The 23,767-nt window shown below is 37.0% G+C and carries 25 protein-coding genes; 14 read left to right on the top strand and 11 right to left on the bottom strand.

All coding sequences use genetic code 11. The features are described from left to right. Positions 1 to 38: 38 nt before the first annotated feature. Genes HHL20_RS13245 through tsaB form a run of 3 tightly spaced genes read left to right on the top strand, consistent with a single transcriptional unit; the run spans position 39 to position 1,944 of the window. Positions 39 to 788: an SDR family NAD(P)-dependent oxidoreductase gene (locus HHL20_RS13245; protein WP_169231650.1), complete on the top strand. Its 750-nt coding sequence runs from the start codon at positions 39 to 41 to the stop codon at positions 786 to 788. After that, on the top strand, positions 789 to 1,226 hold the full coding sequence (locus tag HHL20_RS13240) for a hypothetical protein (RefSeq protein WP_169231649.1): 438 nt from the start codon (positions 789 to 791) through the stop codon (positions 1,224 to 1,226). It begins immediately after the preceding gene. Between the two features lie 34 nt (positions 1,227 to 1,260). After that, positions 1,261 to 1,944 (top strand): tRNA (adenosine(37)-N6)-threonylcarbamoyltransferase complex dimerization subunit type 1 TsaB, encoded by a 684-nt coding sequence (gene tsaB, locus HHL20_RS13235; RefSeq protein ID WP_169231648.1) that lies wholly within the window; start codon positions 1,261 to 1,263, stop codon positions 1,942 to 1,944. Positions 1,945 to 1,959: 15 nt separating this feature from the next. Here the strand turns inward: tsaB and porW are convergent, their stop codons facing one another. The 5 genes from porW to HHL20_RS13210 form a co-directional block, all read right to left on the bottom strand. Continuing rightward, a complete protein-coding gene (gene porW / locus HHL20_RS13230) occupies positions 1,960 to 4,590 on the bottom strand; it encodes a type IX secretion system periplasmic lipoprotein PorW/SprE (protein ID WP_169231647.1) in 2,631 nt (876 codons plus the stop codon). A gap of 87 nt (positions 4,591 to 4,677) precedes the next feature. Next, on the bottom strand, positions 4,678 to 5,232 hold the full coding sequence (locus HHL20_RS13225) for a Maf family protein (RefSeq protein ID WP_169231646.1): 555 nt from the start codon (positions 5,230 to 5,232) through the stop codon (positions 4,678 to 4,680). Between the two features lie 10 nt (positions 5,233 to 5,242). Then, on the bottom strand, positions 5,243 to 5,761 hold the full coding sequence (locus tag HHL20_RS13220) for a KdsC family phosphatase (protein WP_169231645.1): 519 nt from the start codon (positions 5,759 to 5,761) through the stop codon (positions 5,243 to 5,245). Between the two features lie 23 nt (positions 5,762 to 5,784). Beyond that, entirely contained in the window at positions 5,785 to 6,540 is a 756-nt protein-coding gene (locus tag HHL20_RS13215) for an SIMPL domain-containing protein (RefSeq protein ID WP_169231644.1), read from the bottom strand. A 27-nt stretch (positions 6,541 to 6,567) separates the two neighbouring features. Next, positions 6,568 to 7,320 carry a Rossmann-like and DUF2520 domain-containing protein gene (locus tag HHL20_RS13210; RefSeq protein WP_169231643.1) on the bottom strand — a complete coding sequence of 251 codons (753 nt, stop codon included), beginning with the start codon at positions 7,318 to 7,320 and terminating at the stop codon, positions 6,568 to 6,570. A gap of 263 nt (positions 7,321 to 7,583) precedes the next feature. Here HHL20_RS13210 and HHL20_RS13205 point away from each other — a divergent pair, with 263 nt between their 5' ends. From HHL20_RS13205 to lepA, 8 genes are all read left to right on the top strand, one after another. Then, a complete protein-coding gene (locus HHL20_RS13205; protein ID WP_169231642.1) occupies positions 7,584 to 8,135 on the top strand; it encodes an RNA polymerase sigma factor in 552 nt (183 codons plus the stop codon). Between the two features lie 17 nt (positions 8,136 to 8,152). Further along, entirely contained in the window at positions 8,153 to 8,782 is a 630-nt protein-coding gene (locus HHL20_RS13200) for a hypothetical protein (protein ID WP_169231641.1), read from the top strand. Between the two features lie 9 nt (positions 8,783 to 8,791). After that, positions 8,792 to 9,289 carry a hypothetical protein gene (locus tag HHL20_RS13195; RefSeq protein ID WP_169231640.1) on the top strand — a complete coding sequence of 166 codons (498 nt, stop codon included), beginning with the start codon at positions 8,792 to 8,794 and terminating at the stop codon, positions 9,287 to 9,289. Positions 9,290 to 9,392: 103 nt separating this feature from the next. After that, entirely contained in the window at positions 9,393 to 10,424 is a 1,032-nt protein-coding gene (locus tag HHL20_RS13190) for a hypothetical protein (RefSeq protein WP_169231639.1), read from the top strand. Positions 10,425 to 10,505: 81 nt separating this feature from the next. Beyond that, positions 10,506 to 11,531 carry a glycine zipper family protein gene (locus tag HHL20_RS13185; protein ID WP_169231638.1) on the top strand — a complete coding sequence of 342 codons (1,026 nt, stop codon included), beginning with the start codon at positions 10,506 to 10,508 and terminating at the stop codon, positions 11,529 to 11,531. Between the two features lie 70 nt (positions 11,532 to 11,601). After that, positions 11,602 to 12,642, top strand: coding sequence for a hypothetical protein (locus tag HHL20_RS13180; RefSeq protein WP_169231637.1), 1,041 nt, complete (start codon positions 11,602 to 11,604; stop codon positions 12,640 to 12,642). A 16-nt stretch (positions 12,643 to 12,658) separates the two neighbouring features. After that, positions 12,659 to 13,687, top strand: coding sequence for a hypothetical protein (locus tag HHL20_RS13175; RefSeq protein WP_169231636.1), 1,029 nt, complete (start codon positions 12,659 to 12,661; stop codon positions 13,685 to 13,687). 142 nt (positions 13,688 to 13,829) lie between these two features. Further along, positions 13,830 to 15,626: a translation elongation factor 4 gene (lepA, locus tag HHL20_RS13170; RefSeq protein ID WP_169231635.1), complete on the top strand. Its 1,797-nt coding sequence runs from the start codon at positions 13,830 to 13,832 to the stop codon at positions 15,624 to 15,626. A gap of 64 nt (positions 15,627 to 15,690) precedes the next feature. Here lepA and HHL20_RS13165 read toward each other — a convergent pair whose 3' ends face one another. After that, positions 15,691 to 16,332, bottom strand: coding sequence for a DUF1579 domain-containing protein (locus HHL20_RS13165; RefSeq protein WP_169231634.1), 642 nt, complete (start codon positions 16,330 to 16,332; stop codon positions 15,691 to 15,693). A gap of 122 nt (positions 16,333 to 16,454) precedes the next feature. On the opposite strand from HHL20_RS13165, the gene HHL20_RS13160 reads away from it, so the two are divergent. The 3 genes from HHL20_RS13160 (at position 16,455) to HHL20_RS13150 (ending at position 19,308) form a co-directional block, all read left to right on the top strand. Next, positions 16,455 to 17,150 (top strand): NUDIX hydrolase, encoded by a 696-nt coding sequence (locus tag HHL20_RS13160; protein ID WP_169231633.1) that lies wholly within the window; start codon positions 16,455 to 16,457, stop codon positions 17,148 to 17,150. A gap of 128 nt (positions 17,151 to 17,278) precedes the next feature. Next, positions 17,279 to 17,689 carry a BrxA/BrxB family bacilliredoxin gene (locus HHL20_RS13155; protein ID WP_169231632.1) on the top strand — a complete coding sequence of 137 codons (411 nt, stop codon included), beginning with the start codon at positions 17,279 to 17,281 and terminating at the stop codon, positions 17,687 to 17,689. Between the two features lie 104 nt (positions 17,690 to 17,793). Beyond that, positions 17,794 to 19,308: a GH3 auxin-responsive promoter family protein gene (locus HHL20_RS13150; RefSeq protein WP_169231631.1), complete on the top strand. Its 1,515-nt coding sequence runs from the start codon at positions 17,794 to 17,796 to the stop codon at positions 19,306 to 19,308. 51 nt (positions 19,309 to 19,359) lie between these two features. Here the strand turns inward: HHL20_RS13150 and HHL20_RS13145 are convergent, their stop codons facing one another. The 5 genes from HHL20_RS13145 to mutL all read right to left on the bottom strand — a co-directional run bounded on the left by HHL20_RS13145 (position 19,360) and on the right by mutL (position 23,750). After that, positions 19,360 to 19,767 (bottom strand): hypothetical protein, encoded by a 408-nt coding sequence (locus HHL20_RS13145; protein ID WP_169231630.1) that lies wholly within the window; start codon positions 19,765 to 19,767, stop codon positions 19,360 to 19,362. A gap of 30 nt (positions 19,768 to 19,797) precedes the next feature. Further along, positions 19,798 to 20,133, bottom strand: coding sequence for a hypothetical protein (locus HHL20_RS13140; protein WP_169231629.1), 336 nt, complete (start codon positions 20,131 to 20,133; stop codon positions 19,798 to 19,800). An 86-nt stretch (positions 20,134 to 20,219) separates the two neighbouring features. Further along, a complete protein-coding gene (locus tag HHL20_RS13135) occupies positions 20,220 to 21,224 on the bottom strand; it encodes an endonuclease/exonuclease/phosphatase family protein (RefSeq protein ID WP_169231628.1) in 1,005 nt (334 codons plus the stop codon). Positions 21,225 to 21,230: 6 nt separating this feature from the next. Next, positions 21,231 to 21,959: a rhomboid family intramembrane serine protease gene (locus tag HHL20_RS13130; RefSeq protein ID WP_169231627.1), complete on the bottom strand. Its 729-nt coding sequence runs from the start codon at positions 21,957 to 21,959 to the stop codon at positions 21,231 to 21,233. Positions 21,960 to 21,962: 3 nt separating this feature from the next. Beyond that, positions 21,963 to 23,750 (bottom strand): DNA mismatch repair endonuclease MutL, encoded by a 1,788-nt coding sequence (mutL, locus tag HHL20_RS13125; RefSeq protein WP_169231626.1) that lies wholly within the window; start codon positions 23,748 to 23,750, stop codon positions 21,963 to 21,965. Positions 23,751 to 23,767: the final 17 nt, after the last annotated feature.

The following is a 23,767-nucleotide window of genomic DNA, read 5'->3' as shown; positions in this document are numbered from 1 at the left end:
GTAGTTTGATACATGGGTATATTTAAAATTTAAATTTTATGAAGACAATATTAATTACCGGAGCCACATCCGGAATAGGAAAATCTACAGCAGAATTACTGGCAAGACAGGGCAACAGAATTATTATCTGTGGAAGAAGATCTGAAGTTCTTGACTCAATTAAAACGGAACTTTCCCAATTCACCGAAATATTTAGTTTAAAGTTTGATGTACGGAATTTAGAAGAAGTTGAAACGGCAATAAATTCTCTCCCTGCCGAATGGAAGGAAATAGATGTGCTCATCAATAATGCAGGAAATGCACACGGTCTGGATCCGATTTCTGCAGGGAAAACCGAAGACTGGGATGCTATGATCGACGGTAATGTAAAAGGATTATTGTACGTTTCGAAAATGATTGTTCCCGGAATGAAGGAAAGAAATTCGGGGCATATTGTGAACATCAGTTCCGTTGCGGCAAGACAGACTTATGCTAACGGTGTTGTATACTGTGCGACCAAAAAAGCCGTAGATGTCATTTCTGAAGGAATGAGACTCGAACTTACCGAATTCGGAATTAAAATCACCAACATTCAGCCCGGTGCGGTGGAAACAGATTTTTCGGTGGTAAGATTCAAAGGAGATAATGAAAGAGCCGCGACTGTTTATGCAGGATATGAGCCTCTGAAAGCGGAAGATATAGCAGATTCTATTGCGTATTGCATCAATGCACCAAAACATGTCTGTATTTCTGATATGACGATCTACCCTGCTGCCCAGGCAGAACCGAGAACGATTTACAGAAAATAAATGAAAAGGGTTCTATTCTTCTTTCTGATATTTTTTATTTCTCTATGGAATGGGCAAACGGTAAATAGTTTCTCAGAACCAAAGCTTGCAGAAAGTATTCAGCTTTTGGATCAGCTGATGGCCAATAATGATGAAAAGATGTTGGATATTCTCTGTACGGATGTTTCGTTTGGTCATTCAAATGGCTGGGTTCAGAATTTTGATGATTTCAAAAAGGATTTTGTTTCGCAAAAAGTGAAATACAGAAACATTGATCAGATTGAAATTTCAGAGCTTAAAAAAGAGAAAAAGATCTACTCGGTCAGAAGAAAAATAAAAGTTTCGGGACTGTACAAAAACCAGGACTTTGAAATGATATTGGGTCTGCTGGAAATATGGAAAAAGGAGAAATCCGTCTGGAAATTGTGGAGCCGCCAAAGTGTGGAAATAAAGCCATAAATTTGCATTATTAAAGCATATTTAAATTTAAAAAATGAAAATCCTATATCTCGAAACTTCCTCAAAAAACTGTTCGGTGGCGATTTCTGACAACGAAAAGCTATTATGTTTAACAGAAGAAGTTTCCGAAAACTATAAACAGTCTGAAAGCCTGCATACTTTTGTAGAATGGGCATTGGAAGGAGCAGAAATTTCGCTTAAAGATATTGAAGCGGTTTCTCTCGGAAGAGGACCCGGCTCCTACACAGGATTAAGAATCGGAGCTTCCTCTGCAAAAGGATTCTGCTACGGATTAAAAGTTCCTCTGATTGCAGTTAATTCTATGGAAAGCATGATAGAGCCTTTTTTAGGAGGTAATTGTGAATTGATTATTCCTTTGATCGATGCGAGGAGAATGGAGGTTTATACAGCCGTTTATGACGGCATAAGCGGACAGGAGCTCTCTGCTACCGAAGCAAAAATTTTAGATGAAAATTCTTTTGAGGAATTTAAAGATAAAAAAGTGCTATTTGTGGGAGACGGAGCCAAAAAGGCAAAAGAAATTCTACGGCTCCCAAATGCTAATTTTCACGAAGACGTCTACCCTTCTGCTCAGTATCTCATCAGGAAAACCATTGAAAAATTAGAAAGAAAAGAGTTTGAAGATATTGCTTATTTCGAACCTTTCTATCTGAAAGACTTCCATGGGGTAAAGAAAAAAAATAAAAGCGAAGAATGATCTTCGCTTTATTTTTTATTGAGGTTTCGCAGGAACAGTATTGGTAGGCTGCAGCTGCTGATTATTCTGTTTTTTCGGCGATTTGCTGCCGTTGTTATTCATTTGCTGATTCGGCTGGGAATTGTTCATGAAGTTGCTTCCCGGCTGGGAAGGAATTCCCGTTGAATTGCTCTGCTGTATAGGCTGCTGTGGAACACCATTTGCCATATTTCCGGGATTTTGCGGAATTGTATTTCCTTTATTATCCGTTGCCTGGAAGCTCAGATCACTCTTCAGATAATTAAGCATTTCTTTAGCCTTTTCGCCTTCAGGAGTTTTGCCGTAATTTAAAGCAATCTGCTCAAGCTGAAGAATCATTACCTCTTTCCCACTCGATTTTCCTGAATTAAAAGCATTGAGCAAATAAAGTTTCGGCACCAGGGCATCTTTAGGATATTGCTGAATAGTTCTTTCAATAATATCTTTACTGTCAGCAAATTTTTCAGATTCATATAATGCAAAAGCCTGTTTATACTGACTTTCCACATCGGCTGAAGATTTTACGAAAGTACTGTTCTTAGGATTTCTTGCGAATTCTGCATACGAAGTATAAGGATAATCTCTCAGCAGTATTTGTTTTGCCCTTTCGGCAGCCTGTGGATTTTTCTCATGATTCATGGCAAATATTTCATACAGAGCCTGTAGCATTACTTTTTCTTCAGGTTTTACATCAACAAGATCGTACAGTGTTTTTGTTGCCAAAGGGGTATTGGTAAAATAATTCTGATACATTACGCCCAGTCCTAATGAAGCCGTATCCCTGTCCTTTTTAAGCTGATCCAGCTTGGCCAAGTCGGTAGGAATCTGCTCAATATAAAAAGCAGGCTCAAAACGTCTCGGGTTGGGCGCTGCAGTAGTTCCTAACGCATCGTTTTTCAGATCCTCAATGGTTGTCATTTTCTTCGAAAAACGCCAGTTGTCAATAAGAGCACGGTCTCCCCATGTTTGTTTGAAGGTCTGTGTTCCCTTAGAAACAGTTCCTGTATTGCTGAAATAAAATCCTCTTGAAGCAACTCCAAAATCCTCGAAAGAATTTGAACTGTTGGCGAAAATTGACGTTGCGTTATAATCTCCGGTTTCAAAACCTTTATTTCTTTCGGCGCGTCTTTTTTCCAGTTCTTCTTTTTCTTCCTTCGCTTTGATTTTTGCAATGTATTTTGCAAAAAAGTCCGTTTTCTGCTCCGGGGACATTTTTGCAAGGTTCAGAATACTGTCGTTCTTCTTAATTAAGTAATAGTTTTTGGATATTTTTTTGATGTAAACAGACTGATCGGTAAGAAGAATTTTTGAAGGTGCATAGGTCATTACTGCCAATGCTGAATCATAATATGCTCCGGCACCGATATAATCATTTTTATCCAGGTATGCCTTCCCTATTTCATAATAAGCAAGACCGCGAATCTGTCCGTCAGAAACCTTTTCTTTCAGCGATTTTCTGAAATATTCCTGGGCTTCTTCTTTTTTTCCGGCTTTGTTGGCCATTAAACCCAAAGCATAATAAAATTCATTTTTTCTTGATCCGTAAGTCCCTTTCTTACTGATGTCTTCCAGGTATTTTCTTGCGCCGCTGTAATCTCCGTTTCCGTTAAAAGTTTTGGCGATCTCAATCTGTGATTTTACTTCAAATTCGAAATCATTGGCATATTTATAAGCCGCCATAAAACTTTCTCTGGCTTTTTCATTTTGATTGAGACCTTCCAGCACCTGCCCTCTCAGATAAGCAATTCTGCTTTTAAGTTTTCGGTTGCCGTTCAGTTCAAATGCATTATCAAGTTCCTTTACAGCTTCCTCTTTTTTTCCGGCATCCAGAAGAGATTCAGCATAATAAATACTTAAAAGCTTTCCGTATTCTTTACTTATTTTGTCACCTTTCAGCTTGGCAAAAGTTTCGTGGGCTTTATGGTAATTTTTAATCTGATCATAAGCGAGCCCCTGATAAATTCTTGCCAGAGGAATTCTTTTGTCATCCTTCATATGGGTGAAAACATAATTTAGGGCGTCAAGTGCATCCAGTGATTTTCCACGGTAAATTCTTGCCTGAGCAAGGATCATATAAGCATCGAAAATTTGTTTATTCTGTTCTTCACCATGTTTGATCACAGAATATTTGTTGATCGCTTTTAAAGCTTTAGCTTCTGCAATTTCAAGTGTTGTAGCCCCTTTCTGTTCCGGCTGATCAGGATCATTAGCAGAAATCCCCGTTGCCCCGGACAATGAATTATTTCCAGGCATTCCTGGTGGCATTCCAGGGGGGCCTCCTCCTCTTTTATTATTATTATTATTATTATTATTATTATTGTCAGCAGAACGGTTTACTTCCGCCATTTTCATGGAATTTTCAGCGAAAGCGGCAGACTGGCCCAGATCACTTCCCAAAGGCTGATCTTCATAGGTAAGAATAGGAATATAAGGTGCATAAAAATTGTCTTTATGGGCCTTGTCTCTGGTTTCAAACTCATTATTTAAAGCATCTTTGGCGTTAAATAAAGTATTGTAGTATGTAGAAAACCCTTTCATGAACTTAGAACGCTGCTCCGGCTTTTTGGTTTTCGTAGCGCAGGAAGCAACAATACAAAGTGTTAAAAGGAATAAAATATTTTTTTTCATTATTTCAATATAACTCGCTAATCCGCTTTTTATTATAAAGCGGTTTGATAATTTTGTAAAAATAATAAAATTTTATCGTGAAACTCGTTATATCTCTCTCAAAATTTTGTAAACCAAATGAGTAGGAAGCCCCATAATGGTATAAAAGCTGCCATTGAGTCTCTTTATTTTTGCCATACCGAGCCATTCCTGGATCCCATAGCTTCCGGCCTTATCAAAAGGCTGATACTGATGGATATAATATTCAATTTCCTGGTCGGTAATATCATCAAATTCCACTTCCGCAACATCCGTTTCCGTAATGGTTTTTTCTGATGTTTTAATAGTAATTCCCGTATAGACCTGATGGGTTTTACCGGAAAGAAGCCTTAGCATTTTTTTGGCATCTTCTTCATCTTCCGGTTTTCCCAAAAACTGGTTGTCGATGGCTACCACGGTGTCGGCTGTAAGCAGAACTTCCCCTTCTTCAAGAGAGCGGAATGCAGAAGCTTTGAGCTCAGACAGATAGGCTGCAGACTCCCCTACCTGTATATGCTCAGGAACAATTTCTTCGCAGTCTATTTTCACTACCTCAAAAGTAAAACCGAGATTCGACAGCAGTTCTTTTCGTCTTGGAGATTGTGAAGCAAGTAATAATTTCATTTAAAATGTTTTAAACAGATTGTGTATTATCATCATGCCATTTTCCCTGCGCTTTCATCACCTGCTCAATAACGTCGCGTACGGCGCCGCTCCCTCCTTTTGCCGGAGAAATATAAGTAGCGATTCCTTTAATTTCAGGAACGGCATTTTCTGGGCAGGCTGCAATAGCGGAATTTTTCATAATATGAAGATCAGGAATATCATCGCCCATGGTTAGGATTTCTTCATTTTTGAGCTGATGCTTATTTTTAAAATCTTCAAAATCAGCCATTTTATCATGAGATTTTGCATAATAATCTTCAATTCCGAGATAACTGATCCTGTGCTTTACCATCTCGTCGTTTCCACCTGTAATAACGCCGATTAAATAATTGTTTTTTAATGCTTTAACGACTGCATAACCGTCCAGAACATTCATTACACGGCACATGTTTCCTCCCGGAAGAAGATATACGCTTCCGTCGGTAAAAACGCCGTCTACATCAAACACGAATGCTTTAATATTCTTAAGCTGTTCTTTATAACTCATTATAAAATTTAAAATATTTTAATCTAATCAAGATTATAGGTAAGTCTTACCGTAATTCTTGCCGATTTTTCTTTACTTGTCGTATCAAAATTCCCTCCGTAGCTGTCTTCATCCGTAGATCCTTTTGCGGTAATCTGGAACACTCCCATGGAAGCATCTTTCAATTTCCCCAGATCTCCTTCTGCACTTTTTACAATTTTTTCAGCCCGTTGTCTTGCATCTTTGGCTCCTGATTCAATTAAGCTGTGTTTCAATGAAGCAAGATCAGAATATGTGTATTGCGGCGCAGATGGTTCAAACTGCACACCACTGTTGATGAGTTCCGCTGTTTTATCAATGATACTTTCAATCTTTTTCATAAGGGCAGGATTCTTTTTAGCCCTGAAAAAAACACTTTGGGTAGCCTTATATCCATCAAAAATATCTTCGGATTTTTCTGTCCCATCAGCATCTTTGCTGGTAACCGTACGGTAAGATCTTGAGAAATTGACACCGCCGAAAGTAAATTCGCCGGCTTTAAAACCTTTGCTGTAGAAAAAAGCTTTTACTTTTTCTTTGTCCTGTGATATTAGATTGTAAGCCTCTTTAGCATCAAATGCAGCTGCATCAAAACTGCCGCTCCAGCTTATTTCATCTGAAATAAAATCTTTGGATCCAAGGCCTGTAACGGATATGGTATCCTGCTTTAAATTTCTGTTTTTAAAACTTGAGCCTAAAATAAGTGCTGTAATAACGATTGCCGATCCGGTGATAAGCGAACGGATAATGTTGGTATTCATTTTTCGGTTTTTCTCAAAGTTAAAACTTTATGGCAAGTGGTACATCTTTTTAATGGAAAGATTCATTGTTTTATAGATCTCAAGACTTTCACCGTTCAGAAGCTGCTCGTGCAACTCCAGCACCCTCTTATCATTTCTTACTGCAGGGCCGGTTTGTGCAGATTTCGGATCTATTTCATAAATTTTCTGAACGGTTTCATCGATTAACGGTAAGAAATAATCAAAAGGAATTTCCTGTGAGTCTGAAATTTCCTTGGCTCTGGCAAAAAGATGGTTTACAAAATTGCAGGCAAAAACGGCCGTCAGATGAATATATTTTCTTTTTTCATACGTGCTTTCCATTACATTCTTCGAAATTTGGGAGGCGATATTAAAAAGAATCTTGCGGTCTTGTTCATTTTCAGCTTCAATAAAAAAAGGAATTTTGGAATAATCCATCGCTTTCGACTTAGAAAAGGTCTGTAAAGGATAAAAGCTTGATTTTCTATATTTTCCCATTAAAATTTCTTTCGGAAGAGAGCCGGAAGTATGAGCAACCAGGCAGTCTTTTTCGGTAATAATTCCCGAAATATCTTCTACAGAATTATCACTTACACAAATGATATAAAGATCTGCTTCGTTCAGATTTTCAGTAGAATAGGGAATATTTAATTCTGTGGAGATCTTGTTCAGTTCTTTTTCATTCCTGCCAAAAATTTGTGTAAGGGGAATTTTATTCAGAACAAAAGCTTTTGCCAGATGAAAAGCAACATTTCCGGAACCGATAATTACTGTTTGCATGGAACAAAGATAATATTTTATGCAGGAAGATAGGAGAGAAGGGATCAGTTTTAGGGTTGACATTCCGGTGATGCAATTTTTTCTACTTATAAGATTTTACAGCTCTTTAAAACGAATCGTAAGTGAAAAATTTAATACCATCACTGTATCAATCATTTTCAGACAAAGTAAAATATTATAAATAATTGTTATATTGGACTAAAAATTGAATACTTAATTTAACTTTCTATTATTTTTGTAATCCAAAACAATGAAAGCATCTTATGAAGATTAAGGACGCGGAAATTATTTCGTTGATGCAACATCCACGAACTCAGGAAAAAGGAGTTCGCGCTTTGATGGATGCTTATCAAAGCAGATTGTATTGGCACATAAGAAGAATTATTGTGGACGGTGATCTAGCTCAGGACACTTTGCAGGAGACTTTTATTAAAGCTTATCAGAATTTTCATCAGTTTAAAAATGACAGCCAACTGTATACCTGGCTGTACAGAATTGCAACCAATGAAGCGCTGCAACAGGTAAATAAACTGAAAAAGATGCAGAAAACTGATGAAGATCCGGAGTACCACATGCAGAACCTGGTTGCCGATAATGCACAGGAAGATGCCGAAGAAATACAGATCCTGCTCCAGAACGCCATACAAAGCCTGCCGGAAAAGCAGAAACTGGTATTTATGATGCGGTATTATGATGATTTGCCTTACGAAGAGATATCTAAAATTGTAGATATGTCGGTAGGGACTTTAAAAACAAATTATCATTATGCCAAGCAAAAGATAGAAGAATATATTAAAGAAAATTACGAAAGATAATTTTTGAGAAAACTGAAATGAAAGAGTTCGACATAGAAAAATTAGAACGTAAAAATATTTACACAGTACCTGAAAACCTGTTTGAAAATATTCAGGGGAAAGTAATAAGCGGATTGAATGAATTTGACCTGGAAAAACTGGAACGTAAAAATATTTTTAGAGTTTCTGAGAGTATGTACGAGGATGTTCAGAATCACGTAGTAAGCAAAGTGATCCTTCGTAAGCGGGCGCCTATTTTTAAACTTAACTGGGCGTATGCCGCTGCAGCATCTCTGGCCTTAATTTTTGGAGCGACTTTTGTTTACAATTCCGCAAATGAAGCAACAAAAGAAAATTCAAGTTCCAAAGTTGCTTATGTTGCAAACACAACTGAGCCAAAAACAGAAAGCGAAATTGCTTACGAAACATTGCAATCTGATTTAACTTCCGTTAAAAATAATGATCAAACAGTTGTAAATCAGTCTGATAATAAAGTTTTTGCTCAGGAGAAACCAAAAAAAGAAAGAAAAACTGCAGTACAGGCTGTAAAATCTACCAAGAAGCAGGAAACTCGGATGAACGAATATCTGGATTCATTTACAAGTTCTGAAATTTCAGAGCTGGCAAGTAATTCAACTCAGGACGTTTATTTGGATTTGTATAATTAAAAAGGAAAGATGAAAAAGATATTATTTATGCTTTTAATAATCTACGGTTTTGGTCTTAATGCCCAAAAAACGGATTATGACTGGAAGAAAATGGACCCCAAACAAAGAAAAGAGGTTATCAACAGTCTGTCTCCGGAAGAAAGAAAAGCGCTTCTGACAAAATTCAGAAATAATATGGTGATGGATAATCTGGATATAGATCCCGGAGATAAAGATGAATTTACAGATATTTATAATGAATATCTTGAAAGCCAGAAGCAGATTAAAAGCCAGTTTAATTCTAATTTTAACCCTGATAACTTATCCGACGACGAAGCGAAAGCCAAGTTGCAGCAAAGCTTTGAAGTAGGGCAGAAGCTGTTGGATAACAGAAAAAAATATGCTGATAAAATGCAGCAGGTAATTCCTTGCCAAAAGGTCTTGAAGCTATTTCAGACAGAGGGAATGATGAGGGAAAAGGTAAATGAAAGAAAGCCTCACAGAGATAACGCTCCAAGACAGAGATAAAACCATAATAGTTTATTTTTTTAATGTTGGACGACTCTTGCAATTTATTGTAAGAGTCGTTTAATTTTTAAAGTTATTTGTAGTTTTGCAGGAAAATTAATCAATGAAAAAACTCTTGCAAATGATGATGGTGCTTTTGATGCTAAATGCATTCGCTCAAAACAAGGAATTTATTAAATTAAAAGGTGATATTCCGAATAACGGAGAAGGGGATTACAATTCATTGATTGTTATCGATAAAAGAATAAATAAAAGTATTGGGTTTCTGCCTTTTGGAGACAACAGGGAAATGAAGGAAGTTTCATTTTCTAAAAGTGCTGAAGAAGATCTTGTCGGCTGGTATCAGAAAAGCAATCTAAAAGGAGGAAAACAAGATCTTGTTTTAGTATTACATAATTTAGACCTATCAGTAAAAGAAACAGAGGAGAGGAAGAATATCGGAAGGATAAATTTTTCTGTACAAAGTTTTGTAAAAGAAGGAGACCGGTACAGATTTCTTTATAAAAAGGATACTGTTTTTATGTTCAGCCATAGGGATGTTTCTGATATCATGGTAAAGAATATTCATCATTTGTTTTCATTATATTTTGATAGAACGTATAAGGCAAAACCAGTCAATTATATTCTTAGTATTGATGAAGTTTCCGATTATAAATCATATGTCCGCAATTTCCCCGTTTTTAAAAATGAAGTTTTTAAAGATGGGATCTATCTTGATTATAATTCTTTTTTCAGACAGACACCGGAAGAAGGAAATTATGTCATAGAAAGATTTGAAGAAGGGAAGCCCTACAGAGCCGTAAAAAACGACAATGGAAAAAAAAAGAAGATTCCTTTACATAAAGCTTACGTCTTTGTAGAAAACGGAAAAGCTTATAAAAATACATTTTCCGGATTTCAGGAAGTTTTTAAAAATGAAAAAGGAGTTTTTCTTTTAACAAAACCAGATTCACTTTTCCCTCCGCAGTATGACCTTAAATTAGGATTAATGTTCGGACTAGCAGGAGCAATTGCTGATGCAATAATGTACAGCCCAAAATCAGGAAGCGGAAAAACGGTTCAGGAAATCTACATTGATCCGATGACCGGCCAATATGATTTTGTAGATATTTTAAATGCCGAAAAAACGGAATAATTGAAATGTCAGAAAATTAATTCAATCTATTGTGAGTCGTTTAATTTAAAGTTATTCGTAGTTTTGCAGGAAAATTAATCAATGAAAAAACTTATTCTGTTTTTCTTGTTTTCGGTTTCTCTTTCTGCACAGAAAATTGAGACGATTGAATTCAAAGAAAATATTAAGGATAGAAAAGCACTTACAAAATCTCTTACGTTAATTGACGGACGAAAAGATAAAGTGATCGGGAAAATATCTAATAAAAAAGGAGAAGCAGAGATCAGGCTTCCGGATGAAGATCTGAAAAATTTAATCGAAAGCTGGTTTGTAGAAGACAATAAAACAACAGGAAACAAGGACATCGTTCTGTATCTTGAGGAACTGAAGGTGTATGACGAGCAGGCACAGAATGACAAAGAAAAATATTCAAAAGCGAAAATAAAAATCTCGAGTTTCCTTAAAAGAAATGATAATTATTATTTTATTAACCGGTTTGATAATGTTATCGTATGTGATCCGAAAAGGACATCTACTGCCTCAAAATACCTTTCCCTCACCATCGCCGAAATTATTGCAGAATTTATAAAAAGTTCTTATACCAATACTGTTTCAGGGCAGTACATTCCTGAGAATGATATCGCAAATTATGATTCGTATATTGATAAAAACAACAAGTCTCTTAACGAAAAACTGAAAGACGGAGTGTATCTTAATTTCAAAAGTTTTACAGAACAAAAGCCTGCTGAAGGATATTTCTTTGAAAAAAACAAAAAAGGAAATGTGGTAAGAATTAAAAACAAAGAAGACCTGGCAATTTCTATCAACGATACCTTTTCTTATGTAGATGGAGGAGTAGCATACATTACGACACCAGATGGTTTTAAGGAAATGAAAAAAGATGGAAAAGGATATTACATCATCGCATCCAGAACTCAGCTTTTTACACAGAAAAATGGGAACGGAGTCCTTATTGGAGCTGTTGCAGGAGGTCTTGTAGGTGCGGCAATTGGTGCAGCCATCGATTCCGGATCGCATAAGGCAGCAGTAAACGGAAAAGGTTTCAAATCTCCGGCTATGGGAAAAGTATATATAGATTCTTTAACCGGTAATTTTAGTTTTCAATAATAATTAATTATAAGTCGGCTTCTCAAAACAATTATTGTTTTACCTGATTTTAATAGTACAAGATATATTTATGAGAAAAAGCGTTTTACTGGTATTGCTTATTATTTCGACATTGTTTGCGGCTCAGAAATCTGAACTGATTAAGCTTAATGAAAATATCAAAGACAAAAATTCCAGAACAAAATCAATAACTTTTATTGATAACAGAACGGACAAACATATTGGAATAATTACCGATAAAGATGAAAAAGCAGAAATAAAATTTGAGCATGAAGATCTGAAAGAGTATATAGAAAACAAATTTATCCGGGATAATAAGAAAGTAGGAACAAATGATATCATAATCATGCTTGAAGATCTGAAATTTTATGATGAACAGGATGATAATAAAGATTTTCCTTATGGTAAAGCAAAGATCAGAATTTCTGCTTTCCTTAAAAGAAATGACAGGTATTATTTTATCAACCGTTATGATAATGTGATCGTCAGCAATCCTAAAACAACAGCGCATCCGCAAAGATTTCTGGCTTCAGAAACTTCTGATGTAATTACAGAATTTATCAAAGCTGCATATTTTCTGAATATTACCGGATCTTACATTCCTGAAAGCGAAATAAACAATTACGATGAATATCTGAACAAAGATTATAAAGCATTCAATAACCCGGAACTTAAGGACGGAGTTTATCTTAATTTTAAGAGCTTCCGTGAGCAGAATCCCAACCCGGACTACTACACAAAGAAAAATGGGCGAGGCGAAGTGGTAAGATTGATGTATAAAGATATTCAGACTTCAATATCACAGATGTACTGTTATGTAGAAGGAGGCAAAGCCTATAAACTCACGCCTGTAGGTTTTGATGGAATGCGTAAAGACCAGAAAGGATTTTATATTCACACTTCAAGAGTCAATCTTTTTTTGCAGGCAAAAACCGGAGGTGTTTTTGTTGGCGCTATAGCGGGAGGCGTGGTAGGAGCACTTATCGGAGCAGCAATAGATTCGGCATCAAGCTCTAATGGCGGGGCTATGAACGGAATAGGGTATCGGTCTACTTTGGAAACCGACGTCTATATAGATTCTTTAACGGGAGGCTATGTTTTTACCAAATAAATTAGTTCATTTTAATATGAAAATAATATTTTCCTTTTTAATTTTTTCTGCATTATTTCAGGCACAGAAAACCGAAACGATTGACCTTTCCAAATCAATCAGAGACAGAAGCAATTCTATCAAAACATTTACAGTGATTGACCAAAGGCCAAGTAAGGAAATCGGATCTGTAATGTATCACAAAGACCAGGTAAATATTACCTTCGAAAACAGTGCGGATAAAGACATTCAGGATTGGTTTTATAAGGAAAACAAAGAAAGGGGAAAAGACGATTTCGTCGTATTGCTGGAAAATATAGAAATAACCGAAGACAAAAAGGAAAAATCTTCCATTGCTAAGCTTGAACTAAGGGCAAGTACCTTTATTAAAAAAGAAGATGGTTACCATTTCGTCTACAGAAAAGATACTGTAGCAACCGTTTCATCGCGCGTCACGCCTTATCTGGCTCAAAGCTTATCCAAAAAAGTCACGCTTATTTTGGCTGATTTAATTAAAACTTCCTATCAGAAAAAACCCTGGGAATATGGTCTTTCAGAAAGTGAGCTGAAAGATTATGCAGCTATATTGAAGGATAAGCTCGATATCTTAAAAACAGACAGTTTAAAAGATGGCATTTATAGAAGCTATTACAGCTTTTTCACTCATAATCCCGAACCCGGATTTGTGATACAAACAAATAAAAAGGGAGTTGTAACAACAGCTGTGAATGGAGAAAGTAAGATCTCTGTTATGAATTGTTATGCTTTTGTATATAACGGAATACCTTATAAGGTAATTCCTGTGGGATATGTTGAAATTTTTAGGGATGAAATGGGGCTTTTCATTGAGGTTAAAAAAGAAGAGCTTTTCCCTGAAAATTCTTCTGGTGTTTTGATAATGGGCGGAGGGGTAGCAGGATTGGTCGGAAGTATAGTGGGCACGATCGCAATTTCAGCTATTGATGCCAATGCAGCCAAAAAAAGAAGAGCAATAGCCGGAACTGAAGTTTCGCTGGACCCTCTTACGGGACATTATATTTTACCGGAAGGTTTTGAAAAAAAATAGCACAATAATGTCTGGTTTGAATCAGCCTTGCAATACTCTTTAATACAAACCTGCTTTAGTTAAAGTAAATTTTTGCACGCTGAAAATTAGAGTAAGGAATTATCCTGCATTTTCTTATCTTTGCAAATTACAAGATTCTTAAATGAAAAACATACGAAATTTTTGCATAATCGCTCATATTGACCACGGTAAAAGTACTTTGGCAGACCGTCTTTTGGAATATACCAATACGGTGACTCAAAGAGAATTACAGTCTCAGACACTGGATGATATGGATTTGGAGAAAGAACGCGGAATTACCATCAAGTCTCACGCGATCCAGATGGATTATGAATATAAAGGAGAAAAATATATCTTAAACCTTATTGATACACCGGGACACGTAGACTTTTCTTACGAGGTTTCCCGGTCCATAGCTGCCTGTGAAGGAGCGCTTCTTATTGTAGATGCTGCACAAAGTATCCAGGCACAAACAATCAGTAACTTATATTTGGCATTGGAAAATGATTTAACGATTATTCCGATTCTAAATAAAATCGACCTTCCTTCTGCAAACCCTGAAGAGGTAACCGATGAAATCATGAATCTTATCGGCTGTGAGTATGAAGACGTATTAAGAGTTTCAGGAAAAACAGGAGAAGGCGTTCATCATTTGCTTGAGCAAATCGTTGAAAGAATTCCAGCTCCGGTAGGAAATCCTGACGGCCCGCTTCAGGCGTTGATTTTTGACTCGGTTTACAATCCTTTCAGGGGAATTGAGGCTTATTTTAAAGTGGTAAACGGAAGCATTTCTAAAAATGAAAAGGTTAAATTCTTTGCCACAGGAAAAGAATATGGAGCGGATGAAGTAGGGACTCTGAAATTGAAGCAGGTTCCGAAAAAAACCATCCAGTGCGGAGATGTAGGATATTTGATTTCGGGAATAAAAGATGCCCGTGAAGTAAAAGTGGGAGATACCATTACATCATTCGAAAATCCTGCAGATGGGCCGATCGAAGGATTTGAAGAGGTAAAACCAATGGTTTTTGCCGGGATTTATCCTATTGATTCAGAAGATTTTGAAGAACTGAGATTCTCCCTTGAAAAATTGAGATTAAATGACGCCTCGCTTGTTTTTGAACCGGAAAGTTCAGCAGCATTAGGTTTCGGTTTCCGATGCGGGTTCTTAGGAATGCTTCACATGGAAATCGTTCAGGAAAGGCTTGACCGGGAGTTTAATATGAACGTTATCACAACGGTTCCCAACGTATCTTATTTCGGGTATTCCAAAAGAGAGCCGGAAGTTCCGATTTTGATCAACAACCCTTCAGAAATGATGGATCCTACGATTATGGACAGGGTAGAAGAGCCTTTCATTAAAGCTTCCATCATTACAAAATCTGATTTTGTAGGTGCGGTAATGACTTTGTGTATAGAAAAAAGAGGTGAAATCGTTAACCAGAGCTACCTGACGTCAGAAAGAGTAGAGTTGGTTTTCAATATGCCTTTAGCAGAAGTGGTTTTCGACTTTTATGACCGCTTAAAATCAATTTCTAAGGGATATGCTTCATTCGACTATCATCCTATAGGATTTAGAGCCTCTAAGCTCGTAAAAATGGATATCCTGATCAATGGAGACATGGTGGATGCTTTATCTTCCCTGATTCACGATTCAAATGCCTATCACATCGGAAAAAAAATGTGCGAAAAACTTCGTGAACTGATCCCGAGACAGCAGTTTGATATTGCCGTTCAGGCCGCGCTGGGAACGAAAGTTATTGCCAGGGAGACCATCAAAGCCTTAAGAAAAGACGTAACCGCAAAATGTTATGGAGGGGATATTTCCAGAAAAAGAAAACTTCTTGAAAAGCAGAAAGAAGGTAAAAAGAAAATGAAGCAGATTGGTAGAGTAGAAGTACCGCAATCAGCGTTCATGGCCGTTCTTAAGCTAAACGATTAATATAAAAAAGGACTGATAACAAAATAGTTATCGGTCCTTTTTATTTTATTAATTTACCGATTATTTATTTCTTACGGGTGTACTTTATTTCCATGGTTTTAAATTCTTTTCCCGTTTTGGAATCCGGACCGTACATTTCCATTTTTTGGGTGTTATCATCTACAAAAGTATAAACTTCCCGTACATTGCAATCTTTTCCCGGTCTTGAAGGATCTGTCATTTTTCCTTTAAATTCAATAGATTTTGTTGAGGCGTTCCAGGTTCCTTCTAAATTCATGATTCCTGTTCCCATATTATCAATCCATGTGCTTACAAATTTCTTTTTTACATTGTCGTATCCTGTAATGCTCATTCCTTCGAAAGGCATTCCCATAAAATCTCCTTTATGCTCGCTTACCTGATAACGCCCGTCAAAAACCATTTTATTATTAGCCTCCGATGTACTATTCATCGGTTTTCCTCCTTCTTCCATCCACATTGTATTTTCACCATTCCAGGATCCGTCGGATTTTGCCAGCATAGCATGCATTGCTCCGGGAGTTGAATAGTCCATCCAGGCTTTGGTAGCTGTTGCAGAATCTACGGGTTTCCACGTTTCATTTGCAGCAGAATCAGTTTTGTCGGAAGAAGTTTTTACATCCATTTTCACTTTATCGCATGCGATAACTAAAGATGCTGCAAAGACAGCAAGTAATAATTTTTTCATAATTAGTTCGTTTTAAGTTGTTTATAAATGTAATAAAAAATAATATGCAAATAATTTTTATTTTAATGCATGGAAATCCTTCTAAATTGTAATTTTGTGTATTCACAACGCAAATCAGCATTATGAACACTCCAAAAAAGTTACAGGATATAAAAGTAGCGGTAGACGCAGTTGTTTTCGGATATTTTGATAAAAAGGATCTTCAGATTCTTCTCATTAAAAGGAATATTGAACCGTTTAAAGGAGGTTGGGCTCTTCCGGGAGGACTGGTTCTTGATGATGAAAACCTTGATGATGCCGTACGAAGAGAATTGTGTGAAGAAGCCGGCATTAAACCCGATTTTCTGGAACAGCTTTATACTTTTGGAAATGTAGGAAGAGATCCACGGAACAGGGTAGTTTCCGTTACCTATCTCGGACTGGTAAACCCTTCTTATCATCAGCTTGCAGCTGATTCTGATGCAGATGACGCCCAATGGTTCAGTGTAAATGAGCTTCCTGAGCTTGCTTTTGATCACCAGATTATTATTGATACGGCTTTAAAAAGACTTCGTACCAAAATCCAGTATCAGCCGATAGGCTTTAATTTACTTAATGAAGAATTCCCTTTTTCAGACCTTGAAAATTTATATAAAACCATTGTAGGCAAGGAAATCGACCGCAGGAATTTTAGAAAGAAAATAATGAGTTATGGTCTGCTAAATGAAACTGAAAACGTAAAAAAAGAAGGCAGCGGCAGACCGGGTAAGCTTTTTACCTTTAATCAGGAGAAATATAAGGAATTGGAAGAACAGGGGTTTTATTTTGAAATTAAATAAGGTAATCATTTAAGTGATTATTGATCTTAAATCTAATCCATTTCAATACCTGAATAGACTGATAGTTTTTATATATTGAACAAAACTAAAGAATTGCTTAAATTTGTACCTGAATTAAAAACAAACATATGTATCCAACAGATTTAGTAATGCCTATGAAGGCTGAACTTACAGATAAAGGTTTTGAAGACCTGACAACTCCTGCGCAGGTAGAAGAAGCATTAAAACAAATAGGAACAACTCTTTTGGTAATCAATTCCGTTTGCGGATGCGCAGCAGGAGCAGCAAGACCGGGAGTAGTATATTCTTTAACAGGCGATAAAAAGCCGGATCATCTTACTACTGTTTTTGCAGGTTTCGATACTGAAGCCGTGGTAGAAGCAAGAAAACATCTGGCTCCGTTTCCGCCAAGCTCACCTTGTGTAGCCCTTTTCAAGGATGGAGAGCTGGTACACATGCTGGAAAGACATCACATCGAAGGAAATCCTGCAGGAGCTATTGCTGCAAATCTCCAGGCAGCTTATGATGAATACTGCTAGTAAAAAGATCATAAACATACAAACCGTTACTGTCAGTAACGGTTTTTTTATTTTAACATAATAAAATATTCCCTGAAAATGCAAATATTGTTATATTTGTTGGAATGGCAACGAAAGCACTTTTCAATACTGTGGTCAATTGGTTTATCCGTCAGAGAATAGACCAGATTCAGAATTTTATAGATCATCCTATTGAAACTCAAAAAGGAGTCTTATTTTCCCAGCTGTTTCATGCAGAAGATACGGAATACGGTAAAAAGTATGGCTTTAATTCTGTTTCCAGCTATCAGGACTTTAAAAATAAGGTTCCTATCGTTACTTACGAAGAAATTGAACCCTATATTGAAAAAGCAAGACAGGGCCAGAAAGACGTTACCTGGCCTGGTTATATTAAGCATTTTGCTAAATCTTCAGGAACGACCAATGCCAAAAGCAAGTTCATCCCCATTTCTGCGGAAAGCCTGGAATATTGTCACATGAAGGCAGGAAAAGATATGGTGTCTATCTATGCCAATAATCATCCTGAAAACCAGCTTTTTAATTACAAAAACCTAAGACTTGGCGGAAGCTCAGAACTATATGCGGATTTTAACACTAAATTCGGGGATCTTTCGGCCATCCTGATTGATAATCTTCCGTTCTGGGTTGAGGTAACCACAACGCCCAGCAAAAAGGTTTCCCTGATGGGAGAGTGGGAGAGCAAGCTGAAAGCCATTACCTCGGAAGTTAAAAATGAAGATGTAGGAAGTATTCTGGGAGTTCCGAGCTGGATGATGGTGCTGCTTCAGCGTGTCATAAAAGAAACCGATATAAATAATATTTCGGAACTATGGCCGAATCTGGAAGTTTTCTTTCATGGCGGAATCAGCTTTAAACCATATAGAGAACAATACAGGCAAATTATAGGAAAAAACATCAATTATTACGAAATTTATAATGCTTCCGAAGGATTTTTCGGAATTCAGGACAGATCAAACAGTGACGAAATGCTGCTGATGCTGGATTACGGGATTTTCTATGAATTTATTCCGATGGATCAGTTTCATCTTTTCAATCCGAAAGTGGTAAGCCTGGAAGATGTGGAAATCGGGAAAAACTATGCAATGGTTATTACCACAAACGGAGGCCTTTGGAGATACCTTATTGGCGATACGGTGGTGTTTACTTCCATCAGTCCATTCAGGATAAAAATTACTGGAAGAACGAAGCATTATATCAATGCTTTTGGAGAAGAACTGATGATTACCAATGTAGAATCTGCGCTTACCAAAGCATGTGAAGAAACGAATGCTTCCGTTTCCGATTTTACGGGAGCTCCTGTTTTTATGAAAGAAAACGAAGGCGGGGCTCATGAATGGATTTTTGAATTTTGCAGAATGCCCGATAATCTGGAACGGTTTATTGATGTTTTTGATAATCATTTGAAAGCTATTAATTCGGACTACGAAGCGAAGCGCTATAATAATATGACCCTTAAAAGACCGATTGTACACATTGCAAAACCTAATCTTTTCTATTGCTGGCTGGAATCCAAAGGGAAGCTGGGAGGGCAGAATAAAGTGCCCAGACTGAGCAACGACAGAGAATATATTGATCCTTTACTGGAACTCAATAAATAGCTTTAAACATAACCGCAGCGGAAGCTGCGGTTGTTTTTATCTATGATGATATTATTTGCTTAAATCATCCTTGAGTTTTTTTGCACCTTCTTCTACCTTTCCGGCACCTTTTGCGGCAGCATCTTTTACATCCTTGCCTACTTTGTTTGCTCCGGTTTTAATGTCCTGCCCTGCCTTCTGAAGATTTTCTTTGGTTTTATCTGCTGTGGCATCAATCTTACTTTTTGCGTCTTCCGCGACATTATCTATTTTATCTCCTGCTTCATCAATCCTTGATTGTGTTTTTTCTTTTACTTCATTAATTTTTGCTGTATCAACTCCTATTTCACTTTCAGACACAGTAGTCGTGGAGGTAACGGTTCCGTCAGGGTTTTCTACCGTTTCTGTTTTTGATGTTGATTTGCTGCATGATATCACCAGTGTGGCAATCATTAATCCTGATAAAATGTTTTTTTTCATACGTATTGATATTTAATTAAAATTCAAATATTATTCCTGTTTAACTTCGTTAGTAGAAGCTTCAGCCGTTTTTTGTTTTTTCTCTTCTTCCGCTTTCTTTTTGTTTTCTTTTTCCAGTTCTTCTTTCATCTTTTTTTCCTGTTCCTGAAGTTTTACTGCCTCTTTAAGAGAGTCCTGATACTTTTGTGAAGACATTCTGATTTGCCGTACTACATCCACAGATGTAGCCCCTGCTGAAAAAGAATCTACTGCCATCGTATCGTAGCTTGGCTTCGGACTATCTGCAGGATAAAGATCCTGCGGTTCTTTTTTGGAACATGATACTGAAATTGATGAAACCAAAAGTATACAAAACAAATTTTTCATGAGAACTAATTTAGGAAATTCTGCAATTACGGGAATAAGCTGCGTGATAATTTATCAGGGGGTATTCAATCTGAGAATAAGAAAGTTTATTCAGACTTATTTTCAATCTTAAAAGTTGCAATAATGGGAAAGTGGTCTGAAAGCTTCACAGAACGGTCAACTTTATAACTTATAGGTTGTATGGATTTTGAGGAAAAAATATAATCAATTCTTATCGGAAATTTATAATCGTGGAAGCTCGTGCCACTTCCTCTTCCTGCTTCTACAAAAGCATCCTGTAGACCTTCTGCCAAATGATAATATTCATAAGAATTGGGAACCGAGTTGAAATCTCCCGCCAGAAGTACCGGATAAGGCGACTCATCAATGCTTTTTCTTATCGCACCGATCTGTTCCTGATGCATTTTGAAGGTAGGGATAAGCCTTTTGACCACATCTTTTACTTTTTGTTCATCTTCTTCACTGTCGCCATTAAGCTTTACCATACTTTTTTGAAACTTAAACGGCTGCAGATATACATTGATAAACCGGTATATTTTTCCTCTTATCTCGATATCGGTATGAGATACATACGCGTTATTGTAGTTGTAATCGCTATCAATAAGCTGCTTATGTTCTACAATTTTATGTTTTGTGAAAATTGTAATCACATAACTCTGCGGACCTTCTTTCATTCCTTTGAAATGGTATGTGTTTTTTGCTCCATATTCCTGCAACATAACTATATCTGCATGTTGGCTGTCTATGTATGATTCGATATTTTCTTTCCCGTAAAAACCGCCTTTAGCATTCAAAGAAATGATTTTCAGATCAGGAGTTTCATTTTTTTGAGGTGTGTAATTGATCCATCGTATAACCGGTTTGAAAAACAGCAGTCCGAAAAGCAAGAAAACAAATGCTCTTTTTTTCCAGCTGATAATCCAGAACAAGGTGAGCAGAATATACGCAATCATCAGTACAGGAAATCCTAAAGAAAGAAGATTGAACCACGGAAATGTTTTCGGGGGCACATACGCATTCAGAAGCGTTGCGGCCAGTAGAAAAGCGATTCCTACATGTACGATGAAAAATATAAGACGAATTATTTTCACGGAATCTTAATTGAATCTATACAAATGTTTTTTCCAGATTTTTGCCAGAACCCACCCTACTAATGCGCCTCCAACGTGAGCCAAATGGGCTATTCCTCCACCATTTCCCGAAACCCCAAGCCATACTGAGCCGATGATAATAATTGGTAATAGATATTTTACTTTCATAGGAATCGGAATAAACATGATTCCGATTCTTGAATCAGGATAGAGTGTCGCAAAGGCTGCCACAACCCCGAAAATAGCTCCGGATGCACCAACCATAGGTGATGTTAATGCCATATAGAGATTGTAAGCATCTTCATTATTTGTATAAGGAATAGGATTAAAATTAAATTTGCTGAGGTCTGCTTTCATAAAAATATCCGAAACATTGATATTGGCATCGGTAAGTTTAACAGTAAGCTCCTGTACCTCATAAAAATTCCACAAATTAAACAGGAAAAAAGCACCTAGTCCACTCAAAAAATATAAAATCAAATATTTTTTTCCTCCTAAAGCCTGTTCCAGAATCGGCCCGAAGCTCCACAGCGTAAGCATATTAAAAATAATATGAGCATATCCCCCATGCATAAACATATGTGTGATAATCTGCCATGATCTGAAGTTGGGTGAGAAAGGATAAAATGCAGACAGAGAGGCATAAAATTGAGGAAATACAAAACCAACTGCAATAAATACAATTATATTGATGATGATAATATTTCTTGTAATCGGAGGGATACTGTTAAACATACTTTAAAATTTATTTTTAAAATCATTAAACGGAACTTCAAAGAAGCACCTTTTTCCGTTAGGTAAAAATTCAGGAAAGCCGAGTGCCGTAAAATCTCTGATGAGCTGTTCTGCATCTTTTTTATAGATAAAATCAAATCTTGACTTCGATTGCATTTTGTTCCACTGGTTCTGATAAAAATGCATAAACTCTTCTTCCGTTCTGTACTCGAGGATGTCGAAAAGATTCTCCAGGAATTTCATGACCTGCGTTTCCTTCAATCCTTCCGGAACAGCATCAATTCTCAGAACATTCTCATGAGCAATGCTCATTTCGAATCCTAATTCAGGAAGAAATTTCTTGATAGATTTATATTTATTTTTCTCAATCTCGTTCATGTGGTACTCCAGGGAGAAAAGCAATGAATGGCTGTTTGTAGTTCCTTTCCGCAGCGGTTTCGTATTTTCCGAAACTACCAGTCTGTGCATTCTTCCAAGATCCAGCATTAAGGTTTTATCTCCTTTATTGAACAGCCAGTAACCGTTCGGGAGTCTCATCAGATCTTCATCAAAATCTTCATCTTCAAAAAGGTTTATTTTTGAAGGTTCGGCTGAAATATTCTGATGGTACATCTCAGCAAGATTCTGGATCTCTGCCTGCTTTACGCCTCTCTCTTCCAAAAACGGATTGTAGTCTTTGTCTACAATAATTTCCGGCATCTTGATAAATCCGCTTCCGCCTCCGTTGCTTTTGCTGGGGAATGTTTTCTGCATGATTTCATCTAACTGAGGGTCTCTCTCAAAATCAAGGCTTGGTGCAACATTATAAATTCCCAGTGATCTTTTGATCGTGGAGCGGAGCAATGCAAAAATAAGATGCTCATCTTCAAATTTTACTTCCGTTTTCTGGGGATGGATATTTACATCAATTTTTTCAGGATCTAACTCTAAGAAAAGAAAAAATGTAGGTATATATCCCGGCAGGAGCAATCCTTCAAATGCCTCCTGTACCGCTTTATTGAAATAAGGGCTTTTAAAATATCTTCCGTTTACGAAGAGAAACTGTTCTCCTCTGGTTTTTTTGGCTCCTTCAGGTTTGGCTACAAATCCGTGAAGTTTACACCAGATAATATCTTCTTTAATCGGGATCAGCTGTGGCTGCAGTTTTCTTCCGAAAATATCTACAATGCGCTGCATCTGACTTCCTTTTCTTAATCTGAAAACTGCTTCGTCATCATGAAAAAGAGAAAACTCAAGGTTTTCATGTGCCAGGGCAACTCGTTGAAATTCATCAATAACATGCCTGAATTCAATATTGTTGTTTTTAAGGAATTTTCTTCTCGCAGGAACGTTATAGAAGAGATTTTTTACTAAAAAATTGGAGCCGTCTGCGGTCTGAACAGGATCCTGGAACTGAAATACCCCGCCTTCAATATAAATATTGGTTCCTATCGTTGTATCTTTCTGTTTGGTTCTTAATTCTACCTGAGAAACTGCTGCAATAGAAGCAAGTGCCTCTCCACGGAAGCCTTTTGTGGCAATTTTAAAAATATCTTCCGTTCCCCTTATTTTAGAGGTAGCATGTCTCTCAAATGCCATTCTTGCATCGGTCTCCGACATTCCTTTTCCGTCATCTACTACCTGGATCAGGTTTTTCCCTGCATCTCTTACAATCAGTTCAATTTTTGTAGCTTCGGCATCAATCGCATTTTCCAAAAGTTCCTTTACAATGGATGCAGGCCGCTGCACCACCTCTCCTGCCGCAATTTGATTGGCTACATGATCCGGTAAAAGCTGAATAATATCTGACATAAAAAGTAAATCAACTT

This window comes from Chryseobacterium cheonjiense (genome assembly GCF_012927265.1).
GTDB classification, from domain to species: Bacteria; Bacteroidota; Bacteroidia; order Flavobacteriales; family Weeksellaceae; genus Chryseobacterium; species Chryseobacterium cheonjiense.
Note: the sequence above shows the minus strand (reverse complement) of the source record. Positions and strands in the feature narration are given on the sequence as shown.

Coding starts and splice junctions, on each gene's coding strand:
- HHL20_RS13245 (WP_169231650.1), top strand. CDS start 39: ATGAAGACAATATTAATTACCGGAGCCACATCCGGAATAGGAAAATCT.
- HHL20_RS13240 (WP_169231649.1), top strand. CDS start 789: ATGAAAAGGGTTCTATTCTTCTTTCTGATATTTTTTATTTCTCTATGG.
- tsaB (WP_169231648.1), top strand. CDS start 1,261: ATGAAAATCCTATATCTCGAAACTTCCTCAAAAAACTGTTCGGTGGCG.
- porW (WP_169231647.1), bottom strand. CDS start 4,590: ATGAAAAAAAATATTTTATTCCTTTTAACACTTTGTATTGTTGCTTCC.
- HHL20_RS13225 (WP_169231646.1), bottom strand. CDS start 5,232: ATGAAATTATTACTTGCTTCACAATCTCCAAGACGAAAAGAACTGCTG.
- HHL20_RS13220 (WP_169231645.1), bottom strand. CDS start 5,761: ATGAGTTATAAAGAACAGCTTAAGAATATTAAAGCATTCGTGTTTGAT.
- HHL20_RS13215 (WP_169231644.1), bottom strand. CDS start 6,540: ATGAATACCAACATTATCCGTTCGCTTATCACCGGATCGGCAATCGTT.
- HHL20_RS13210 (WP_169231643.1), bottom strand. CDS start 7,320: ATGCAAACAGTAATTATCGGTTCCGGAAATGTTGCTTTTCATCTGGCA.
- HHL20_RS13205 (WP_169231642.1), top strand. CDS start 7,584: ATGAAGATTAAGGACGCGGAAATTATTTCGTTGATGCAACATCCACGA.
- HHL20_RS13200 (WP_169231641.1), top strand. CDS start 8,153: ATGAAAGAGTTCGACATAGAAAAATTAGAACGTAAAAATATTTACACA.
- HHL20_RS13195 (WP_169231640.1), top strand. CDS start 8,792: ATGAAAAAGATATTATTTATGCTTTTAATAATCTACGGTTTTGGTCTT.
- HHL20_RS13190 (WP_169231639.1), top strand. CDS start 9,393: ATGAAAAAACTCTTGCAAATGATGATGGTGCTTTTGATGCTAAATGCA.
- HHL20_RS13185 (WP_169231638.1), top strand. CDS start 10,506: ATGAAAAAACTTATTCTGTTTTTCTTGTTTTCGGTTTCTCTTTCTGCA.
- HHL20_RS13180 (WP_169231637.1), top strand. CDS start 11,602: ATGAGAAAAAGCGTTTTACTGGTATTGCTTATTATTTCGACATTGTTT.
- HHL20_RS13175 (WP_169231636.1), top strand. CDS start 12,659: ATGAAAATAATATTTTCCTTTTTAATTTTTTCTGCATTATTTCAGGCA.
- lepA (WP_169231635.1), top strand. CDS start 13,830: ATGAAAAACATACGAAATTTTTGCATAATCGCTCATATTGACCACGGT.
- HHL20_RS13165 (WP_169231634.1), bottom strand. CDS start 16,332: ATGAAAAAATTATTACTTGCTGTCTTTGCAGCATCTTTAGTTATCGCA.
- HHL20_RS13160 (WP_169231633.1), top strand. CDS start 16,455: ATGAACACTCCAAAAAAGTTACAGGATATAAAAGTAGCGGTAGACGCA.
- HHL20_RS13155 (WP_169231632.1), top strand. CDS start 17,279: ATGTATCCAACAGATTTAGTAATGCCTATGAAGGCTGAACTTACAGAT.
- HHL20_RS13150 (WP_169231631.1), top strand. CDS start 17,794: ATGGCAACGAAAGCACTTTTCAATACTGTGGTCAATTGGTTTATCCGT.
- HHL20_RS13145 (WP_169231630.1), bottom strand. CDS start 19,767: ATGAAAAAAAACATTTTATCAGGATTAATGATTGCCACACTGGTGATA.
- HHL20_RS13140 (WP_169231629.1), bottom strand. CDS start 20,133: ATGAAAAATTTGTTTTGTATACTTTTGGTTTCATCAATTTCAGTATCA.
- HHL20_RS13130 (WP_169231627.1), bottom strand. CDS start 21,959: ATGTTTAACAGTATCCCTCCGATTACAAGAAATATTATCATCATCAAT.
- mutL (WP_169231626.1), bottom strand. CDS start 23,750: ATGTCAGATATTATTCAGCTTTTACCGGATCATGTAGCCAATCAAATT.